This window comes from uncultured Rikenella sp. (assembly GCF_948810725.1).
GTDB lineage: Bacteria > Bacteroidota > Bacteroidia > Bacteroidales > Rikenellaceae > Rikenella.
The window spans coordinates 1-17,180 of record NZ_CAQIVA010000038.1; the positions used below are offsets into that span (position 1 = coordinate 1).

16 protein-coding genes and 1 tRNA gene are annotated in these 17,180 nt (G+C 60.0%); 4 read left to right on the forward strand and 13 right to left on the reverse strand.

Annotated elements, in window-relative coordinates; genetic code table 11:
* Nucleotides 1–372 precede the first annotated feature (372 nt).
* The 6 genes from Q9S52_RS08595 to Q9S52_RS08620 form a co-directional block, all read right to left on the reverse strand.
* Nucleotides 373–636 (reverse strand): hypothetical protein, encoded by a 264-nt coding sequence (locus Q9S52_RS08595; protein ID WP_304708821.1) that lies wholly within the window; start codon nucleotides 634–636, stop codon nucleotides 373–375.
* Nucleotides 593–1,042 (reverse strand): hypothetical protein, encoded by a 450-nt coding sequence (locus Q9S52_RS08600; protein WP_304708822.1) that lies wholly within the window; start codon nucleotides 1,040–1,042, stop codon nucleotides 593–595. The genes Q9S52_RS08595 and Q9S52_RS08600 overlap by 44 nt, the downstream gene beginning before the upstream one ends.
* The gene (locus Q9S52_RS08605; protein ID WP_304708823.1) at nucleotides 1,039–1,458 is read right to left on the reverse strand and encodes a hypothetical protein; all 420 of its coding nucleotides are present in this window, start codon (nucleotides 1,456–1,458) and stop codon (nucleotides 1,039–1,041) included. Before Q9S52_RS08605 ends, Q9S52_RS08600 begins: the two co-directional genes overlap by 4 nt.
* A gap of 205 nt (nucleotides 1,459–1,663) precedes the next feature.
* Nucleotides 1,664–1,822, reverse strand: coding sequence for a hypothetical protein (locus Q9S52_RS08610; RefSeq protein ID WP_304708824.1), 159 nt, complete (start codon nucleotides 1,820–1,822; stop codon nucleotides 1,664–1,666).
* A 98-nt stretch (nucleotides 1,823–1,920) separates the two neighbouring features.
* On the reverse strand, nucleotides 1,921–2,142 hold the full coding sequence (locus tag Q9S52_RS08615) for a hypothetical protein (protein ID WP_304708825.1): 222 nt from the start codon (nucleotides 2,140–2,142) through the stop codon (nucleotides 1,921–1,923).
* Between the two features lie 856 nt (nucleotides 2,143–2,998).
* On the reverse strand, nucleotides 2,999–4,234 hold the full coding sequence (locus Q9S52_RS08620; protein ID WP_300729309.1) for an ROK family transcriptional regulator: 1,236 nt from the start codon (nucleotides 4,232–4,234) through the stop codon (nucleotides 2,999–3,001).
* 407 nt (nucleotides 4,235–4,641) lie between these two features.
* Between Q9S52_RS08620 and Q9S52_RS08625 the strand changes: the two genes are divergently transcribed.
* On the forward strand, nucleotides 4,642–5,559 hold the full coding sequence (locus Q9S52_RS08625; protein ID WP_294594714.1) for a hypothetical protein: 918 nt from the start codon (nucleotides 4,642–4,644) through the stop codon (nucleotides 5,557–5,559).
* A gap of 1,190 nt (nucleotides 5,560–6,749) precedes the next feature.
* Here Q9S52_RS08625 and Q9S52_RS08630 read toward each other — a convergent pair.
* The 5 genes from Q9S52_RS08630 to Q9S52_RS08650 all read right to left on the reverse strand — a co-directional run bounded on the left by Q9S52_RS08630 (nucleotide 6,750) and on the right by Q9S52_RS08650 (nucleotide 10,673).
* A complete protein-coding gene (locus Q9S52_RS08630) occupies nucleotides 6,750–6,962 on the reverse strand; it encodes a hypothetical protein (protein ID WP_304708826.1) in 213 nt (70 codons plus the stop codon).
* Between the two features lie 77 nt (nucleotides 6,963–7,039).
* Nucleotides 7,040–7,186 carry a hypothetical protein gene (locus Q9S52_RS08635; protein ID WP_297624640.1) on the reverse strand — a complete coding sequence of 49 codons (147 nt, stop codon included), beginning with the start codon at nucleotides 7,184–7,186 and terminating at the stop codon, nucleotides 7,040–7,042.
* A 75-nt stretch (nucleotides 7,187–7,261) separates the two neighbouring features.
* Complete coding sequence (dusB, locus tag Q9S52_RS08640; protein ID WP_300729064.1) at nucleotides 7,262–8,284, reverse strand: tRNA dihydrouridine synthase DusB; 1,023 nt, start codon at nucleotides 8,282–8,284, stop codon at nucleotides 7,262–7,264.
* 139 nt (nucleotides 8,285–8,423) lie between these two features.
* Nucleotides 8,424–9,290 carry a hypothetical protein gene (locus Q9S52_RS08645; RefSeq protein ID WP_300829431.1) on the reverse strand — a complete coding sequence of 289 codons (867 nt, stop codon included), beginning with the start codon at nucleotides 9,288–9,290 and terminating at the stop codon, nucleotides 8,424–8,426.
* Nucleotides 9,291–10,379: 1,089 nt separating this feature from the next.
* The gene (locus tag Q9S52_RS08650) at nucleotides 10,380–10,673 is read right to left on the reverse strand and encodes a hypothetical protein (RefSeq protein WP_304708827.1); all 294 of its coding nucleotides are present in this window, start codon (nucleotides 10,671–10,673) and stop codon (nucleotides 10,380–10,382) included.
* 474 nt (nucleotides 10,674–11,147) lie between these two features.
* On the opposite strand from Q9S52_RS08650, the gene Q9S52_RS08655 reads away from it, so the two are divergent.
* The gene (locus tag Q9S52_RS08655; RefSeq protein WP_304708828.1) at nucleotides 11,148–11,792 is read left to right on the forward strand and encodes an ATP-binding cassette domain-containing protein; all 645 of its coding nucleotides are present in this window, start codon (nucleotides 11,148–11,150) and stop codon (nucleotides 11,790–11,792) included.
* A 64-nt stretch (nucleotides 11,793–11,856) separates the two neighbouring features.
* On the opposite strand, the gene Q9S52_RS08660 is transcribed toward Q9S52_RS08655, so the two are convergent.
* Nucleotides 11,857–11,930 (reverse strand) — tRNA-Asn (locus tag Q9S52_RS08660).
* 554 nt (nucleotides 11,931–12,484) lie between these two features.
* Here Q9S52_RS08660 and Q9S52_RS08665 point away from each other — a divergent pair.
* Both Q9S52_RS08665 and Q9S52_RS08670 read left to right on the forward strand, forming a co-directional pair.
* The gene (locus Q9S52_RS08665) at nucleotides 12,485–12,700 is read left to right on the forward strand and encodes a hypothetical protein (RefSeq protein WP_304708829.1); all 216 of its coding nucleotides are present in this window, start codon (nucleotides 12,485–12,487) and stop codon (nucleotides 12,698–12,700) included.
* A 4-nt stretch (nucleotides 12,701–12,704) separates the two neighbouring features.
* Complete coding sequence (locus tag Q9S52_RS08670; RefSeq protein ID WP_294594647.1) at nucleotides 12,705–13,736, forward strand: quinone-dependent dihydroorotate dehydrogenase; 1,032 nt, start codon at nucleotides 12,705–12,707, stop codon at nucleotides 13,734–13,736.
* Nucleotides 13,737–14,561: 825 nt separating this feature from the next.
* On the opposite strand, the gene rho is transcribed toward Q9S52_RS08670, so the two are convergent.
* Nucleotides 14,562–16,295 (reverse strand): transcription termination factor Rho, encoded by a 1,734-nt coding sequence (gene rho, locus Q9S52_RS08675; protein WP_304708830.1) that lies wholly within the window; start codon nucleotides 16,293–16,295, stop codon nucleotides 14,562–14,564.
* Nucleotides 16,296–17,180: the final 885 nt, after the last annotated feature.

The following is a 17,180-nucleotide window of genomic DNA, read 5'->3' on the forward strand; positions in this document are numbered from 1 at the left end:
TCGCTGCCATCTCACGCGGCGGACTGCAACTCGTCGGAGCTCGTTGTACTCACCGTTGGCGGCGACTGCAAACAGGGTGCGGGCGAATGGGCGTTGCTCTTGCGGTTCGTAGAACCGCCGGGCTTGCGCGCTGGGCCTTTGGCCCACCCGGGGAGCGCGCAGCCCGAACCCGACAGACATGATCAGTAAATGGGGCTGAGCTCTTGCGACCCTATGGGTCGCTCAGACTGGTCGCCTGTCCACGGCCGGCCGGCAACCTCGCTATGCTCATGCAGCCCCCGCTGGCTCCGACCGCTGGAATTAAATTACAGTCGGGTAGAGGCTGCCCCTTGGGGTAGTTCCAGCCAGTATTCGGGTGCCGAGCGTCCCCGTTTATTCCGAGAGGCAACGCAACTGAAAACCGTAACCGCGACCGTATGCGTCGCAAGGATCGAGCCACGTCGCGCTGAAACCCAAACGCTTTCCGAAAGTGTCGCTGGTCGCCGACGACCAATAGTATCCGAAGGAACTGACGTTCGCCGCTTCGCCCGAGCCTGCGACGCGGTAGCCCGGGGCGCGCCGCTCGTGTGCTTCGAAAGCAGACCGCTCTACCTTAATTATCTTCTCTCTCGTCGCTCTCTTCCTCCTCAGTCTCATTTTCCTCGTCTTCGTCTTCTTCCGGATCGCGGACACAGAGCGCCACAATCGCCATCCCCGCTATCGCCCCCGCCAGCGTGTACAGGCTGTAGAGCATCCACTGTCCGCGCGGGATGAACGGTTTGTAGAGCGGCATGAGGAAAATCGCCTCGTCGCGGAGGCATTTCATGCTGTCCGCGTCGCAGTAGTCGATCGCGCTTCGGAAGTCGTCGGCCAGCGACGGCGACACGCGTTCGAAGCAGCAGATGCGGTCGAACCCGATCAGATCATCGTCGTTGCCCGATCGGAAGATGCGGTCGGCCTTTTTCTGGTCGAAGTCCAGCGCCATCCAGACCTTGGGCTGCGTATCCGTCGAATCGACGAACATCGGAACCGCCACATAAACCCGTTTCGAGGTGCCTGTCACCCGTCCCGCCGTCTGCGTTCCGTGGTGACCTCCACGGCTCCCATGTCGCCGGTGCTGTAGTACCAGTGTTCGATTTCGAGGAATCTGTGATGGTCTTCGGTCGGGCTGTAGTCGCCCAGCGAGTCGAATACGGCGGCTTTGTCTTCGGTGTAGAAGAGCGTGTATTGGAACGCCGCGGCGGGCAGCGCGGTCAGGATCATCCCGGCCCAGAAGATGGCCCGTTGGGCTTCGAAGAAGCGTTTGTAGAACAGTATGCCGCCGAGTGCGGCTCCTACCAGCAGCGTCCACCAGTAGTTCCAGAATCCGAGGTGGAGCAGTCCGGCGGCAATCCCCGTGACGGCTACCGAGGCGACGATGCCGATCCCGAGCCGGGCCAGCAGGTACCGAAAATCGTTCGAAAAGTTTTGTTTGCTCATGGCTATTTTATTTGATGATAATCAGTTCTTTCTATAAAAAAAACGGGCAGCGGTGTGCGTTCAATCCCGTAGATGCTCTGTCTCGGGCTGTCCGGCATTCGAAAGCTTTTGGGCCGAGGCGGCCAGTTGCTTGGGGTCGCTTTCGGGTAGCGGCTGCCCCTTGGGGTGGTTCCAGCCATCTTTTTGGGTGCCGAGCGGCCCCGTTTTATTCCGAGAGGCAACGCAGCTGAATACCGTGGCCGCGGCTACTGGCGTAACCGATTCTGAGATTCGGTGCGCTGAAGTCCAAGTATACTCCTTTGCTGCCGCTGATTGAAGACGAGTAACAGGAGCCATAGTTGCCGACGTGCGTCAGAGCGCCCATGCGCCCGACATTGCCTGCGTCGCGGTAGCCCGGGGTTGCCGTTTTTGTTCATGTTTCGGGTAGAGACGGCCGTTTTTTTGTGTGCCTCTCGTCCCTGTTTATTCCGAGAGGCAGCGCAACTGAAGACCGGTGGCATGATAACCCGTGCCGTTGGAGCCGAGGCTCTGCATGCCGAAGTACAAGTACCAACTGCGGTAATGGTTACCCGAATCGTAGGATGTGGAAGACCAAATGTAACCGCCATTCCAAGTGCTTATCAATCCCCCCGGTCGCCCATCGTTGCCTGCGTCGCGGTAGCCCGGGGCGGTGCCGCTCAGCATTCGAAAGCTGGCTGGAACTACCTAACAACCGGCAGCTTCTACCCTAGTTGTGCTCCTGCGGTTCAAAGAGCCGCGCGGGCCGGACGCCTCCCCTCGGGAGGGACGAACAGCGTCTTTTACTGGCCGCCTCTACCCCATGATAGCATCTCCTGGGCGTCCGACCCGTTTGACAATGCCCTTTCCTGTCAGATTCGGGCTGCGCGCTCCTGGGGTGGACCGAAAGCCCAGCGCGCAGGCCCGGCGGTTCTACGAACCGCAAAAGCACAACCCATTCAACCGCCCCCATTCTGCGAGGTGCGTTCTCGACCGCAGCCAGCGGAGAACGAATATTAAGGCCGAGGCGGCCAGTAAAAGACGCTGTGCGTCCCCTCCGCATCCGGGGGCTGCGGGCCGACCGTTGACACGGGGACTCAGCTACTCGCTTTCGGCCCAGATTCCAGCCCAACCCACCGCCCCAGCCAAGCCCCATGCTCGGCCCAGCGCGGCGCGAAAACCGTAGCCGGTTTTCGCGCCCGAAGAACAGTCGCAGCCCAAAGCACAGCCCAGTTCTCCGCCCCGTGTTCGCCTCACTGCGGCTCCGCTTTCGCTCCGCCGCATTTTCCGCGCGCCTTGCGCGATTCATCTCTATTCGGCTACCGCCGAAATCGCTGAATCGCTCCTTTAGGCGTGGCGCGCGTCTGTCCTACGGGAGGGTACTGCCCTTACGCCGGGCGGGCGCGCCCACAGGGCGTTTTATTGGCCGCCTCGCCCCATTCATCAGTTCGCGCGCAAAGCGTGCCGAGACCGTAATAATACAAGCCCGCCCTGAGGAGCGCCTCAGGCCGATACAAGGCGCCCGGAACGCCGAACGTGTCCTTTAGAGGATCCCCAGCATCCGGTTCCGCGTCAGGAGAGCAGCCCCCAATACCCCCGCCGTCTCGCCCAGCGTCGAGATGCGCAGCGTCGTGTCCCGCGTCACCAGCCGCAGCGAATATTTGTTCAGCGCCGTGCGGATCGGCAACATCAGATAATCGCTCACCTCCGCCAGCGGCCCCCCGATCACCACCAGCTCCGGATTGAACAGGTTGATCAGCACGCTGATCCCCCGTCCCAGCTTCTCGCCCACATCCGTAATCAAGTCGATCGAGAGCACATCGTCGCTCTCCGTCGCCTTGATGATATCTTGCATCGTGACCGTTTCGCCCCGTTCGAACTTATCCGACAGGATCGACGACGCCCCGTCGCGCAAGCTCTCCGCAAAGCTCGTTTCGAGCGCCATCCCCGACGCCTCCGTCTCCAGACACCCCTTTTTGCCGCACTGACAGATCTTTTCGTTGTCGAAGAACGGAATGTGCCCGAATTCGCCCGAGAAGCCCGACTTTCCGTAGTAGAGCTTCCCGCCCACGATGATCCCGACCCCGATCCCCCGGCCGATATTGATGAAGAGCGCATTCTGCACTTCGTTCCGATCCCCGTTCAGGTACTCCGCATACGTCATCGCCCGCGTGTCGTTTTCGACCACCGTTTCGATCCCCGTTTTTTCGTGGATCAGCCGCGCCAGCGGATAGCCGTCGATGTTGATCGCATTATAGATGATCCCCGACGACGCATCGACCCGTCCCTTGACCGCAATCCCCATCCCGAGAATCTTTTCGCGCGCCGCCGCCCCCAGCGACTCGATGAACTCCTCGATCCGCGCCGCCAGATTATCCAGAAACTGCGCATTCGTATGGTACGTGAACGGCACATGCTGCGTCACCGTCACCGTGTTTTTATTCAGGTCGATCACCCCGAAACCGAGCTCCCCCTCCTGGATCGTCACCCCGAGAAAATAGCCCGCATCCGACACCAGCCCGAACGCACAGGGCCTCCGTCCTCCGCCCGTTTCGATCTTCCCCTGGTCGCGCACGAACCCCTCGCGGATCAACTCCCCGACCAGCTTCGTGATCGTCGGATTGCTGACATTCAGGATTCTCGACAAATCGGCGATCGTACAGTCCCCCTCCGTCGCCAAAGTCAGGATGATACGCCGTTTGAGCATAAAAGCCTTGTAAGCCACAACGCTCATATTTTCGTCCGTCGGTGTGCTGAGAATGGATTGGTTGGTTGTCATAAAAAGAAGTTAAGTTATTCTGTATGTGGGTTTTATTACGTTCGTTCCAGTCTCGTGAAGAGCGGCGCAAGTTAGTGAAAATTGTGATTAAAATAAAGGGGGTATTCGAATAATTCCGGTAATGGCTCCTTTTTAGGGAAAAATATGGAGTGTCAGAAAAAAAGTTTTTTGGTATCCGAATTTTTATCTATCTTGCACCGAAATTGTAGCGGTCACGACAACTTCCGGCGCATGGCAAGAGCCGTTTTTTCTGCCATAAATCGTGTTCCGTGCGGTTTCGTTCCGAACGGAAGCCGTATCGGTGGCACGCCGTTTGTTAGTGTGATCAGTCGGGATTTCATATATTATAGGTGGAGTCGCCGGCGCGCGAAACGAAAAACGACAGCTTTCTAACACACAGAGAGATTATGGAGTATAACGACAACGACTACGACTACAACGACTATCCGCAGCACGACGGCAACGGATCGGTCAAAGGGCTGAAGATCGCGATCATCATTCTGCTGATCGTTCTGGCCGTGATCTCGTTCTTCTTCTGGAAACAAGTGCAGGAGCTCAAGCGGGATCAGATCGGAATCACCGAAGAACGCGATACCCTGACCAATCGGCTGACCGTTCTGCTCGGCCAGATGGGCGACCTCAAAGTCGACAACGATACGATGAACATCGCGCTCATGCAGCAGCGGCACATCGCCGACTCGCTCCTCGATCGGCTCAAGAAGGAACGCGGCTGGAACTACGCCAAAATCAAGAAGTACGAACGCGAACTCGGGACACTTCGGGCGACTATGCAGGGCTTCGTGCGTCAGATCGACTCCCTGAACCGGCTCAATCAGCAGCTCGTGGGCGAAAACATGCGCTTCAAACGCGAGATGTCCTCCTACCGGCTGCGGGCCGAAGCCGCCGAAGAGATGACCCAGGAACTGAACAATAAAGTGAAACGGGCATCGCAGCTTCGGGCACGGGATGTCGCCTTGCTGGCATACAGCAAACGGAACAAACTCGTCAGCCGGGCTAAGCAGACCGAAAAACTCGTCACCGAGTTTATCCTGACGGCGAACGAAGTGGCCATTCCTGGGGAACGTACCGTATACGTTCGCGTGATTACGCCGGAAGCGGATATTCTGGGATCGCCTGACGGCGGTCGGTTTACCTTCGCCGGCGAATCGATCCCGTACACCGCTAAACGTGTGGTGGACTATCAGGGCGACGATCTGCCTGTGAGCATCTACTATGACATCACGGGTCTGTATGCGGGGCAATACACCGTGATGGTCTATGTGGACGGCCAGATGGTCGGTCAGAGCGACGTGATCTTGAAATAGGATTGGACAAGGCTATCGCCTTGTTCTCAGATAAGCGAGCCGCATCGGGAGCCACCCGATGCGGCTTTTGTTTTGGCCTTCCATTCGATGCGGTTTTGGCGCGCGAACAAAGAACGTGGGCCGAGGCTGCCGTAGCGAACCGTCCACGGGACGTGGGGGCCCGCTTGGCCGACGCGTTCGCGTCATGGCGCGCGGCCGTTATTACTTTCCAGTTGCTCGCGCGCCGCCGCCTAAAGAGGGAAATCGTCAAAATGCACTTTGTGCGTTTTGACAAGATTTCCCCGGCGCGCGAACAGAGAACGGGGGTAGATGCTGCCAGTGGAAATGCGCGAGCATTTCCCGTCCACGGGACGTGGGGCCCGCGCGGCCCGAGCGCAGTCCCCTCCTGTCGAACAGACGCGCGCCACGCCTTAGGAGGGAAATCGTCAAAATGCGCTGGCGCGTTTTGACAAGATTTCCCAAGGCGCGCGAACAGAGAACGGGGGTAGAGGCGGCCAGTGGAAATGCGCAAGCATTTCCCGTCCACGGGACGTGGGGCCCGCGCGGCCCGAGCGCAGTACCCTCCTGTTGGCGAAGACGCGCGCCGCCGCCTAAAGAAGCGATTCAATCATTTCGGCGGTGAGCCGAAATAGAATGAATCGCGCAGGCGCGCGAAAAAAGAGTGGTGCGCAAAAAATCCGTCGCCCGCCCGCTTAAAAAGGGATTTCACTCGTTTTGCGGTGAGCAAAATCGAGATGAAATCCCAGCGGGCGACGTTTAGGAGTAGATATGCTTATCTTTACGAGTGCCGAGCGGCACCGGCGGAGCGACAGCGGAGCCGCAGTGAGGCGGACACGGGGCGGAGAATTGGGCTGTGGATTGGACTGAGCTGTTGTCCATGCTTTTGCGATCCTTTGGGTCGCACAGTCCGCCGCCACCCCACGCGGCGGGCTGCAACTCGACGGAGCTCGTTGCACTCACCGCTGGCGGCGAACTTTTGCAAACAGGGCGAGGACGAACCCGACAGACTGGGCGGTGAATGGGGCGTTGTAGTTGCGGTTCGCAGAACCGCGCGGGCCGGCCGCCTGCCCACGGGCGGCCCGCAACACGTCGCTTCGCGCCGAGAGTTGCGGTTCCTCCCGGGCGTCCGACCCGCTGTCAAGTCCGAATAGGGTAGCTCCAGCCCTTTGCCCACCGTGGGCCTGCCCCGTTTATTCCGAGAGGCAACGCAACTGAAAACCGTAGGCGCGGTTGTACGCACCGCTGGGGTAGAGTTCCGTCACGTTGAAAGCCAAGCTCATGCCATTGGTACCGCTGACCGTGGAAGCCCAGCTGTAACCGTCCAGACCGACACTCATCAGAGTGCCCAATCGTCCGTAGTAGCCCGCATCGCGGAAGCCCGGGGCGGGCCGCGTGATTCGCAAAATTCGAATGAGAAAAATGAGTAGAAGTCCGGGTTCTAAGTCCCCAATCGGTTCCGTCGAAAGCTCTTCGGCCCCGTTTATTCCGAGAGGCACCGCAACTGAAAACCGTAGACCCGATAGTATGCACTCGTCGGATTTAGATTCAGCACGCTGAAATCCAAGAACAGGCTATTGGCCCCCCTGCTTGCAGCCGCCCAGCTGTAACCATTCCCGCCGACCCCCATCAACTCCCCCGACGTGCGATAGCGAGTGCCCGGGGCGGGCCATCCGACCTTCGGAAACGGGCCCCGAGAGCCCCGTTACGGCCTCTCGTAGATGAACGGCGGCACCATGCCCCTCGCATCCCATTCACCCCACCGTTCCTCGATGTAGTCGAGCAAGCGGGCCACCCCCTCCGCCTCAGGCTCCGTCACCAGCCGGGCCCGCGTTTCGCGGAAGTCCGGCAACCCCTTGAAATAGCTGCTCAGGTGCCGGCGCATCTCCAAGACCCCCGTCCGCTCCCCCTTGAGCTCCACCGACCGCGCCAGGTGATCCCGAGCCAGCGCCACCCGCTCCCTTACCGTCGGCTGCGGAAGCTCCTCCCCCGTCTCCAGAAAGTGCCGCACCTCGCGGAAAATCCACGGCCGCCCGAAAGTCGCCCGCCCGATCATCAGCCCGTCCACCCCGTAACGCTCCAGCATCTGCGCCGCCTTCGGCCCCGAATCGATATCCCCGTTGCCGATGATCGGAATCCGGATCGACGGATGGTTCTTCACCGCCCCGATCAGCGTCCAGTCCGCCTCGCCCCGATAGAGCTGCGCCCGCGTCCGCCCGTGGATCGTCAGTGCCTGAATCCCCACGTCCTGCAACCGCAGGGCGATCTCCTCGATGTTTTTCGACTCCTCGTCCCACCCCAGCCGCGTCTTGACCGTCACCGGCAACCTCACCGCCTGTACGATCCGCCTCGTCATCTCCACCATCTTGGGGACATCGCGCATCATGCCCGACCCGGCTCCCCGCCCCGCAATCTTTTTGACCGGGCATCCGAAATTGATGTCGATCACCTCCGGCCCCGCCGCCTCGGCCATCCTCGCCGCCTCGACCATCGGTTCGATCTCGTTGCCGTAGATCTGGATCCCGATCGGACGCTCCTCGTCCGCCAGCCGGAGCTTTGCGAGCGACTTGCGCGCATCGCGGATCAGCCCGTCGGCCGAGACGAACTCCGTGTACATCATGTCCGCCCCGAACCGCTTGCAGACGTAGCGGAACGACGGGTCGGTGACATCCTCCATGGGGGCCAGAAAGAGCGGCACGGGGCCCAGCTCCAGGTTTCCGATTTTCATAGTCGGGGGGTGTAAAAGTCGGTTACAAAAATAACGTCTCCCCGGTCGCCGGCAAAACGGCCCGGGCAAAATAAAAAAGGCCGGGGCTCCTCTTGCGTGGAAGAGAAGCCCCGGTCGACTCGTTGAGTGGCCGTGTCGTCTATCTGTGCGAGATGACCAACATTCTGGAGTTCTGCCAGAAAGCGTCCTTGTCGGTAATCACCAACTCTTCGATCTGGTTGTTGTCGCCCTTGATGAGGATATAGCTCGTTTCGGGGTGAATCGTGACGATCCGCACCCGGTTTTTGCCGATCGGAATCCGTTCGATCACCCGGTCGTCGGCAACCGTGAAGTCGTCCAGCTTGGCCTGATCGTTCATCACGCGGGTGCGTCCGATAAAGCCCTTCTTGTCGATGATCTGGTCGTCGAGCAGCTCTTTTTCCTTCCCGACGATGTAGTAGACCGTGTGCAGCTGGGCATCCTGTTCGGCTACGGCTCCCTGCAATTCGGTTTTGTCCTGTTCGAGGTTGGTGACCGTATGTCCCAGCGCAGCGATTTCGACCTTCAGAGCCTTTACCTGGTCGGTCAGCGACGCGAGTTGGGTGTTCTTTTGGTCGAGCTGTTCCTGCAACTGGGTGATGAGCCGTTCGAGTCCTCCGATCTGCACGCGGGCCTCTTTGAGTTTGTCGGCCGACACCTGCAACCGGGCGATCGCCGCGCGGTTTTTGTCGAGCAGTTCGCTGATGGCTGTGATGTTTTCCGCCACTCGCTCTTTCATCGGTTTCGAGAGCTCGGTTCCTGAGGCGGCCGCAGCGGTCACCAGCCGTTCGTGTTCAGCGATTCGGTCTATGCTGGCCGCGATTTCGCCGATGCTGTTGAAGGCGTCGTTGATGATCGAGTCTTTGGCGGCGATCACCTGCGAGAGCGAGTCGTTCGCCACGACCAGCGGATCGGGTTTCGCGTTTTGTTTCGGGCCGCAAGCAGCGACGAGGGTCGCCACAGCGCCCAGAATCAGTAATCGTTTCATCTTTTTTCGTGGGTTAATGGATATATCGGGTTTGTGAAGTCACAAAAATAGTGCCATTCGGTGGAAGAATAGCTTTCCGAGGGTTAAAATTCTTTCGCACCGTCGGTTCTCGGATAGATGGCGAGCTTCGTTGAGTGTTTTGTCGGTGTTCCCCCTACGTTCTAAGTGAGGCCCGCGCGCGGAGAATAGGGCCGAGGCTGCCAGTAAAACGCCCTGTGGGCGCGCCCGCCCGCTTAAAGATGGCATATTCTGCCGGTTGGCACTTGGCCAATCCGGCAAGAATTGCCGCGGGCGACGGCAAAAAGCGGCGGAGCGCCAGCGGAGCCGCAGTGAGGCTGACACGGGGCGGAGAACTGGGGGGAGCTTTGGGCTATGCTCTTGCGACTCGCAGAGTCGCGCGGGCCGAAGCCTCCGACCGCGGAGGCCCGCAACTCGCCATGCTCGTTTTGGGCCTCGCAGGCTTCGTCCGCTTGAACTGAGAGCGAGTAGCGCGGTTCTCCGAACCGTCGGTCCTGTCGCCCAGCGGCTTTGCCGCTCGGGGGGGGATGGGCGACAGGTCGACCCCGACAGAATTGGGGGCGAGTTTTGAACTGCGAATCGGGCTGAATTGTTGGCCGAGCTCTTGCGGCTCTTCGAGCCGCGCAGTTCGCCGCCACCCCACGCGGCGGACTGCAACTCGTCGAGGCTCGTTGCACTCCCCGCTGGCGGCGAATTGCTATAGGCTAAGAGCGAATAGCACGATTCCGCGAGGAATCGTCGTCCTCGGGCGCGCCCCCCGGCGCCCGAGGACGAATGGGCCGTGCTTTTGCGGTTCGAAGAACCGCCGGGCCTGCGCGCTGGGCCGTTCGGCCCACCCCCGGAGCGCGCAGCCCGAAACCGAAAGACAGATTTCTCATAAAAGGGGGTAATGCTCTTGCGACTCGCAGAGTCGCGCGGGCCGGACGCCTCCCCACGGGAGGCCCGCAACACGCCGCTCCGCGTCGAAAATTGCGATACCTCCCGGGCGTCCGGCTGCCAAAGTCAAATTAAAAAAGGTAGGGTGGCCCGTTTTGGGGTAGAGGCTGGCATTAAAAGACGCTGTGCGTCCGTTTATTCCGATAGGCAACGCAACGGAAGACCGTGAGCACGGTGGCCCGATCCGCCGGTACCGAAGTAATGCTTGTAGGAATATACATATAGACCGTAGGCCCCGTTAGCCGAAGCAGACCAGCTGGCTATGTGATTTCCGACGAGGCCCAGCGCCCCGAATAGATCGTTGTTTCCCGCATCGCGGTAGCCCGGGGCTATGCCACCCCTAAAAAACAAAACCCCAAAAACTTCCGAAATCCCGGCGATCCCCTTGCCCCGTTTGACAGAAAACCCCCATCCGATCCATTCTTGCACGAAACTTGATATGTGACAGTCCAGCCCTCACCTATTTATATAATGATGTTAGAAAATATCCCCATGACAACCCCGGAACTCATACCGACCCTTTTGTTAGGCACGATCATCGCCTTTTTGCTCCTTCGTCCCTTCGTCATGCGCCCCAGCCCCTCCTCGTCCCCCAAACGGCGCGAAAAGCCCCGGCGAACCCCAACGGAACCGCCGCGGCATCATCCATACAGCCCCGCAGGCCACCTCTCCTCCCACGTGGTTCATCTCCGCCTGCCGTAGCCCGACCCGTCGGGGGAAGAGGAAACCGGTTGATCCGTTGAGATTATTTGCTTACGTTTGTCCCCGAAATCAAACTCTACTCCGATGAACATAAACGTTCGATAGGCCGGTTCCGAGGAGCCGATGCCGCCTTCAGACCCGCATTCAGGTTTCACCGGGCCTCCGCATCGCGGAGGCACACCATTCGATCGTTTATTCCATATGAGTCTTATCGCGAACGGTATTTCGTACCGTCACCACCCCCATTCTCCATTTTTGTTCGAGAACCTGACCCTCTCCGTGCCCGAAGGCGCGAAAGTCTCCCTGATCGGCCCCAACGGAGCCGGGAAAACGACCCTGCTGCACCTGCTGGCCGGTCGGTTGTCCCCCGCGGCCGGCAGCCTCGTCCGCTCGTCGACCCCCTATCTCGTTGCCCAGCAGACCGCCTCCGACCGGCGGAACGTCGCCGAACTGCTCGGCATAGCCCATAAATTGCGGGCCCTGCACGCCATTTGTTCCGGCTCCGTCGAACCGGACGATTTCGAAACGCTCGGCGACGACTGGGAGATCGAAGCGCAGAGTCGCGCCGCCCTGGACGCATGGGGCCTGAGCCACGTTGCCCTCGACACCCCCTCCGACGCCCTGAGCGGCGGCGAGCGCACCAAGACCCTGCTGGCCGGGTGGACTCTCCACGACCCCGCCATCGTGCTGCTCGACGAACCCACCAACCACCTCGATATCGACAGCCTCGCGATTCTGACCGACACGCTTCGTGACTATCGCGGGTCGTTGGTCGTCATTTCGCACGACGACCGTTTTGTCCGGGAGATCGGCGTCACGGAGACCGTCGAGTTGTCGATCGGATAAGGTCGGCCGGTAAAAAGAAAAACGAGGGACAACGAATCGCGTTGTCCCTCGTTTTGTAAGGAAGCTCCTCGACAAGGACTTGAACCTTGGACCCCCTGATTAACAGTCAGGTGCTCTAACCAACTGAGCTATCGAGGAATTTTTTTCGTCGCCCGCCCCCCGCAGGCGAACCCGTCGAGCGTTGTTTGACGATGCAAAAGTAATCAAATTTCCGATACCTCCAAACAGAGAGATAAAAAATCCTAAAAAAAATCTGCATCCCGCCGCCGCAGCGCCCGGCCGCCGCCTCCGGAATCCAGCCGCGTGTGTCGGAAACGGGCCCTCCTGGTGGCTTCCGGCGGCGGGCGCGAGCGGTATTCCGCCGGAATTGTCTATCTTCGTTCGGCAAAGGCAAAAGCAAAGGCAAAAACGCCTCGCCCGCGCTCTTTCTCATTCAGGGTGTCCGTTCCGGAGTGCCGCCGCTTCGTCGGAGAGGCGGCGGCAGAGCGAACATAAATTCAGCGGCCCACTGACCCGGTTCCGTGCCCTTCCGAAAGCGGACGGCCCGGTTAGTTAAGCCCCTCTCGCCCAACGAGAGCGCTCCGCCCCCGGTCTTTCGCCCTCCGCGGCGTCAGCTCGGGCGGAATCCCTCAGCGGCCGCTGGCCTCGCGCGCCTTCTCCCGGGCAACCGCAACGCAAACTCGGGCGAACCGGTGAACGTCGGCAACAACGGGTTCAGCTGGTCTTCCGCCACGAGCGGCATCAACGGCCTGGACTTGAATTTCAATTCGCAGAACCTCAACACCAGCAACTCGGACAACCGCGCCCACGGTTTTCAGTTGCGTTGCCTCTTCGAGCATTTATCCCGGCACCCTGATTTTTTCTTCTCCCCTAACTGTGTATCTTTGCAAGATTTTATTTGCTTCTAACGAAATGTATCGCTTCTTTCGACCGCTTCTTTTCCGCCTCCAGCCGGAGACCATCCACCACCTGATCGTCCGTCTGCTGCGTCTGCTGCACTATGTGCCCGGCGCGCGGGCGCTGCTTCGGGCGATTTACAGCTATCGTTCGCCGGCGTTGGAACGCGAGGTGCTGGGGCTGAAGTTTCCCAACCCGATCGGGCTGGCCGCCGGGTTCGACAAGGACGCCGAGGTGTACGACATGCTGGGTGCGCTGGGCTTCGGCTTCGTCGAGATCGGGACGGTCACCCCGAAGGGGCAGGGGGGCAATCCCAAACCGCGCTGTTTCCGCCTGCCCGAAGACCGGGCCATTATCAACCGCATGGGGTTCAATAACCGGGGGGTGCAACACGCCGTCCGGAATCTCCGCCACCGGCGTCCGGGGTTGATCGTGGGCGGAAATATCGGCAAAAACAGCCTCACGCCGAACGAGGAGGCTCCGGCCGACTACCTCCGGGCGTTTCGCGCGTTGTACGATTACGTGGACTATTTCGTGGTGAATGTCAGCTGCCCGAACGTGGTGAACCTGACGGCGTTGCAGAGCACCGACTCGACGGTGGCGATCCTCGAACCGCTCAAGGAGTTTCGGCAGGGGCAGTCCGACTATCGGCCGATTCTGCTCAAAATATCGCCCGACCTGACGCGCGAACAGGTCGACCGGATGATCGAGGTGGTCGAGACGTGCAAGATCGACGGCATCGTGGCGACCAACACGACGACTTCGCGCGAGGGGTTGGCGACGGACGAGGCTCGTGTCGCCGGGATCGGCAAGGGGGGACTGAGCGGCGCGCCGCTGACGGTCCGGTCGCGGGAGATGGTGCGTTATATCCGTGAAAAGACGGGTGGCCGGCTTCCGATTATCGGTGTGGGCGGGGTGATGAGTGTCGAGGATGCGGAGGCGATGTTGGAGGCGGGTGCTTCGCTGGTGCAGCTCTATTCGGGTTTTATTTACGAAGGGCCGGGTTTCGTGAAGCGGATTTGCAAACGGTTGGCCAGCAGCCGCTGATTCGTCACCGGTCGGCTTTCGAGTGCCGATCGGCCCCGCCCCGGGCTGCCGCCACGCGTACTCGGGCCTTTTGAACAATCTCGGCAGCCACGGGTACAGCTGGTGTTCTACGATAGATGAGACCGGCGGCATGTTCTTATACTTCCATCCGCAAAGCCTTATTCCTAACGGCGGCAGTCCTCGTGCCTACGGTTTTCAGTTGCGTTGCCTCTCGGAATAAACGGGGGCGTGTACTCTTTGCTTAAGCAGTTCGCCGCGTGGAGTGGCGGCGGACTGCGCGATCCAACGGGTCGCAGGAACACGGCCAACAGTTCAGCCCAACCCACAGCCCCACGCTCAGCCCAGCGCGGCGGGAAAACCGGATACGGTTTTCCCGCCTGAAGAACAAGCAAAGCCCAAAGCTCGCCCCAGTTCTCCGCCCCGTGTCAGCCTCACTGCGGCTCCGCTTTCGCTCCGCCACTTTTTTCGCGCGCCTTGCGCGATTCATCTATATTCGGCTACCGCCGAAATAGATGAATCGCTCTTTTAGGCGTGGCGCGCGGATCGAGCTTCGAGCCGGACGGAACTGCCCTGCGCGGGCGGCGTCCGGGTGACCCCGGCGGGACGGAGCGATACTGCGTATCGCTTAACCTGTTCGGCCCAGTTCTTGGTGCGCGCCTGGGGAAATCTTGTCAAAATGCACTTTGTGCGTTTTGACAAGATTTCCCTCCCAAGGCGTGGCGTGCGATGGTTTGAGGGGACTGTTCTTTTTGTGAACAAAAAGAACCGAAAAAACTTTAGACGGATGCTTACGCATTGCCGACAGTCCAACCCAATGTCTGCGCTCTACTTGTTCATCGTCGCCAGGAACTCCTCGTTCGAGACCGTCCCCTCCATCTGCTTCTTGACCAGCTCCATCGCCTCCACCGAGTTCATATCCGTCAGGTGGCGACGCAGGATCCATATCTTCTGGAGCGTGTCCCGGTCGAGCAGCAGGTCGTCCCGCCGCGTAGACGAAGCCGTAATGTCCACCGCCGGATAGATTCGCTTGTTCGAGAGCTTCCGGTCGAGTTGCAGCTCCATGTTCCCCGTCCCCTTGAACTCTTCGAAAATCACCTCGTCCATCTTGGAACCCGTGTCGATCAGCGCCGTCGCGATAATCGTCAGCGAACCCCGTTCCTCCGTGTTTCTGGCCGCCCCGAAGAACCGTTTCGGTTTGTGGAGCGCATTGGCGTCCACCCCTCCCGACAGCACCTTGCCCGACGCCGGTTGCACCGTATTGTAAGCCCGCGCCAGCCGCGTGATCGAGTCGAGGAAGATCACTACATCGTGTCCGCACTCGACCATCCGTTTCGCCTTTTCGAGCACCATCTCCGCCACCTTGACATGCCGCGACGCCTGTTCGTCGAACGTCGACGCGATCACCTCCGCCTTGACACTCCGGGCCATATCCGTCACCTCCTCCGGCCGTTCGTCGATCAGCAGCATGATCATGTACGCCTCCGGATGGTTGTCCGCAATGGCATTCGCAATCGCCTTGAGCAGCATGGTTTTACCCGTTTTCGGCTGTGCCACGATCAGTGCCCGCTGCCCCTTCCCGATCGGCGCGAAGAGGTCGACGATTCGGGTGGACAGATTGTTGTGCCCCTTGTCCGTGATGTCGAATTTGGTCTCCGGAAAGAGCGGCGTGAGGTATTCGAACTGAATCCGGTCGCGCACCATCTCCGGCGCCAAGCCGTTGACCTCGATCACCTTGACCAGCGGGAAGTATTTTTCGCCCTCTCTCGGCGGTTTGATGATCCCCTTGACCGTATCCCCCTGTTTCAGGCCGTAGCTTTTGATCTGTGCCGGCGAGACGTAGACGTCGTCCGGCGAGTTGAGGTAGTTGTAGTCGGCCGACCGCAGGAATCCGTATCCGTCCGGCATCACCTCCAGCGCCCCTTCGCAGTCGATGATGCCCAGAAAATCGTTCTGGTGGTCGATCTTGCGCGGCTGTTCGTTGCCCGCCGACTGAACTCCCTGCCCGTCGCCCGCCGTGTTCGGGGTGTTGCCGTACCGCCCCCGGTTGTTCTCCCGGTTGTTGTAATTGTTGTTATAGTTGTTTCCGTACCGCGGCGCATAGCCTCCCCCCTGCGGCACCTGTCCCTGTCCTCCGTGTTCCTGTGCGGTTTTTTCCGGGCTGGCGCTGTAACTGCTTCTGATGTTTCCTCCGCGTGCGCCGGCTTCCGGTCTGGCCGTCCGGTAGGTCTCCTGCTGTCCGCCGGTCTGTGTCCCCCAATTCGCCTGATTAACAGTCGTTTCCGTCGTCTCTCCCTCCTGTGTCGTCATCCGCCTGCGCCGTCTCCGCTCCTGCCCCTCGTCGGTCGCAGCGGGGGCGATTTTCTGGTTTTCGGCAGCCGCGCGAGGCGTTTCTTTCGCCTCCTCCGGAGTCTCCTCCGTCTCGTCGTAAGCTTCGCCCAACAGCCGGGCGATCAGCTCCTGTTTTTTGACATATTTTTTGCCGGTGACCACCCCTGCGGCCTCGGCCATCGAACGCAACTGCCCGAGCGACAGCCGTTTCAGCGTTTCTTTATCTGACATACGTGATATAAATTGCGGTTGTTCGCACCTTAGTCGTTCCGCGACACGGTTCGCCGCATGGGCGGTATCGTTCCGTGCTCTCCGCTGTTCGGTCGGTAGAGGGTGCGCGGTCGGGTCTCGCGGTACGCCCCGAGAGGCGTGGAATATTAAGGTGTGTGAAAGAGGAATGTTTTCGATGTGAAAGTCTCGCTTCTGCGAACCGCGCTTTGACAGGGTGAGTGCTTCGGCGAGCGAGTCGGGTTGAAAACAGCACCCAAAGATAGATAAATTTTCTTACGGTGCAATGTGTGTGGTGAATTGTCGGGCGGTCAGTTGGGTTTTTGCTTGCTCGGGCCATGAGGATGGGCCGAGGCTGTCGTTAGTTGTTGGGGTAGAGGCTGCCAGTTGAAATGCGTGAGCATTTTCCGTCCACGGGACGTGGGGCCCGGCCGGCCCGAGGCCAGTTTTAGGCGGGTCAAAGCTCGACCGCGCGCCGTCGCCTTAAAAGGGAAATCGTCAAAATGTGCTGGCACGTTTTGACAAGATTTCCCCGGCGCGCGAACAAAGAATGGCGCGCGGAAAAACTCGACCGTGTGCGAAAACGCCGTCACCCGTCCGCCTAAAAAGGGATTTCACTCGTTTTGCGGTGAGCAAAATCGAGATGAAATCCCAGCGGGCGACGGCAAGTGCGGCGGAGCGACAGCGGAGCCGCAGTGAGACTGACACGGGGCGGAAAACTGGGGCGAGCTTGGGGCTGTGTCTGTTTTGGGCGGGAAAACCGTAACCGGTTTTCCCGCCGCGCTGGGCTGAGAGTGGGGCTTGGATTTGGGCTTTGCTTTGGGCCGAGCATCTGCGGCTCTTTGAGCCGCGCAGTTCGCCGCCACCCCACGCGGCGGGCTGCAACTC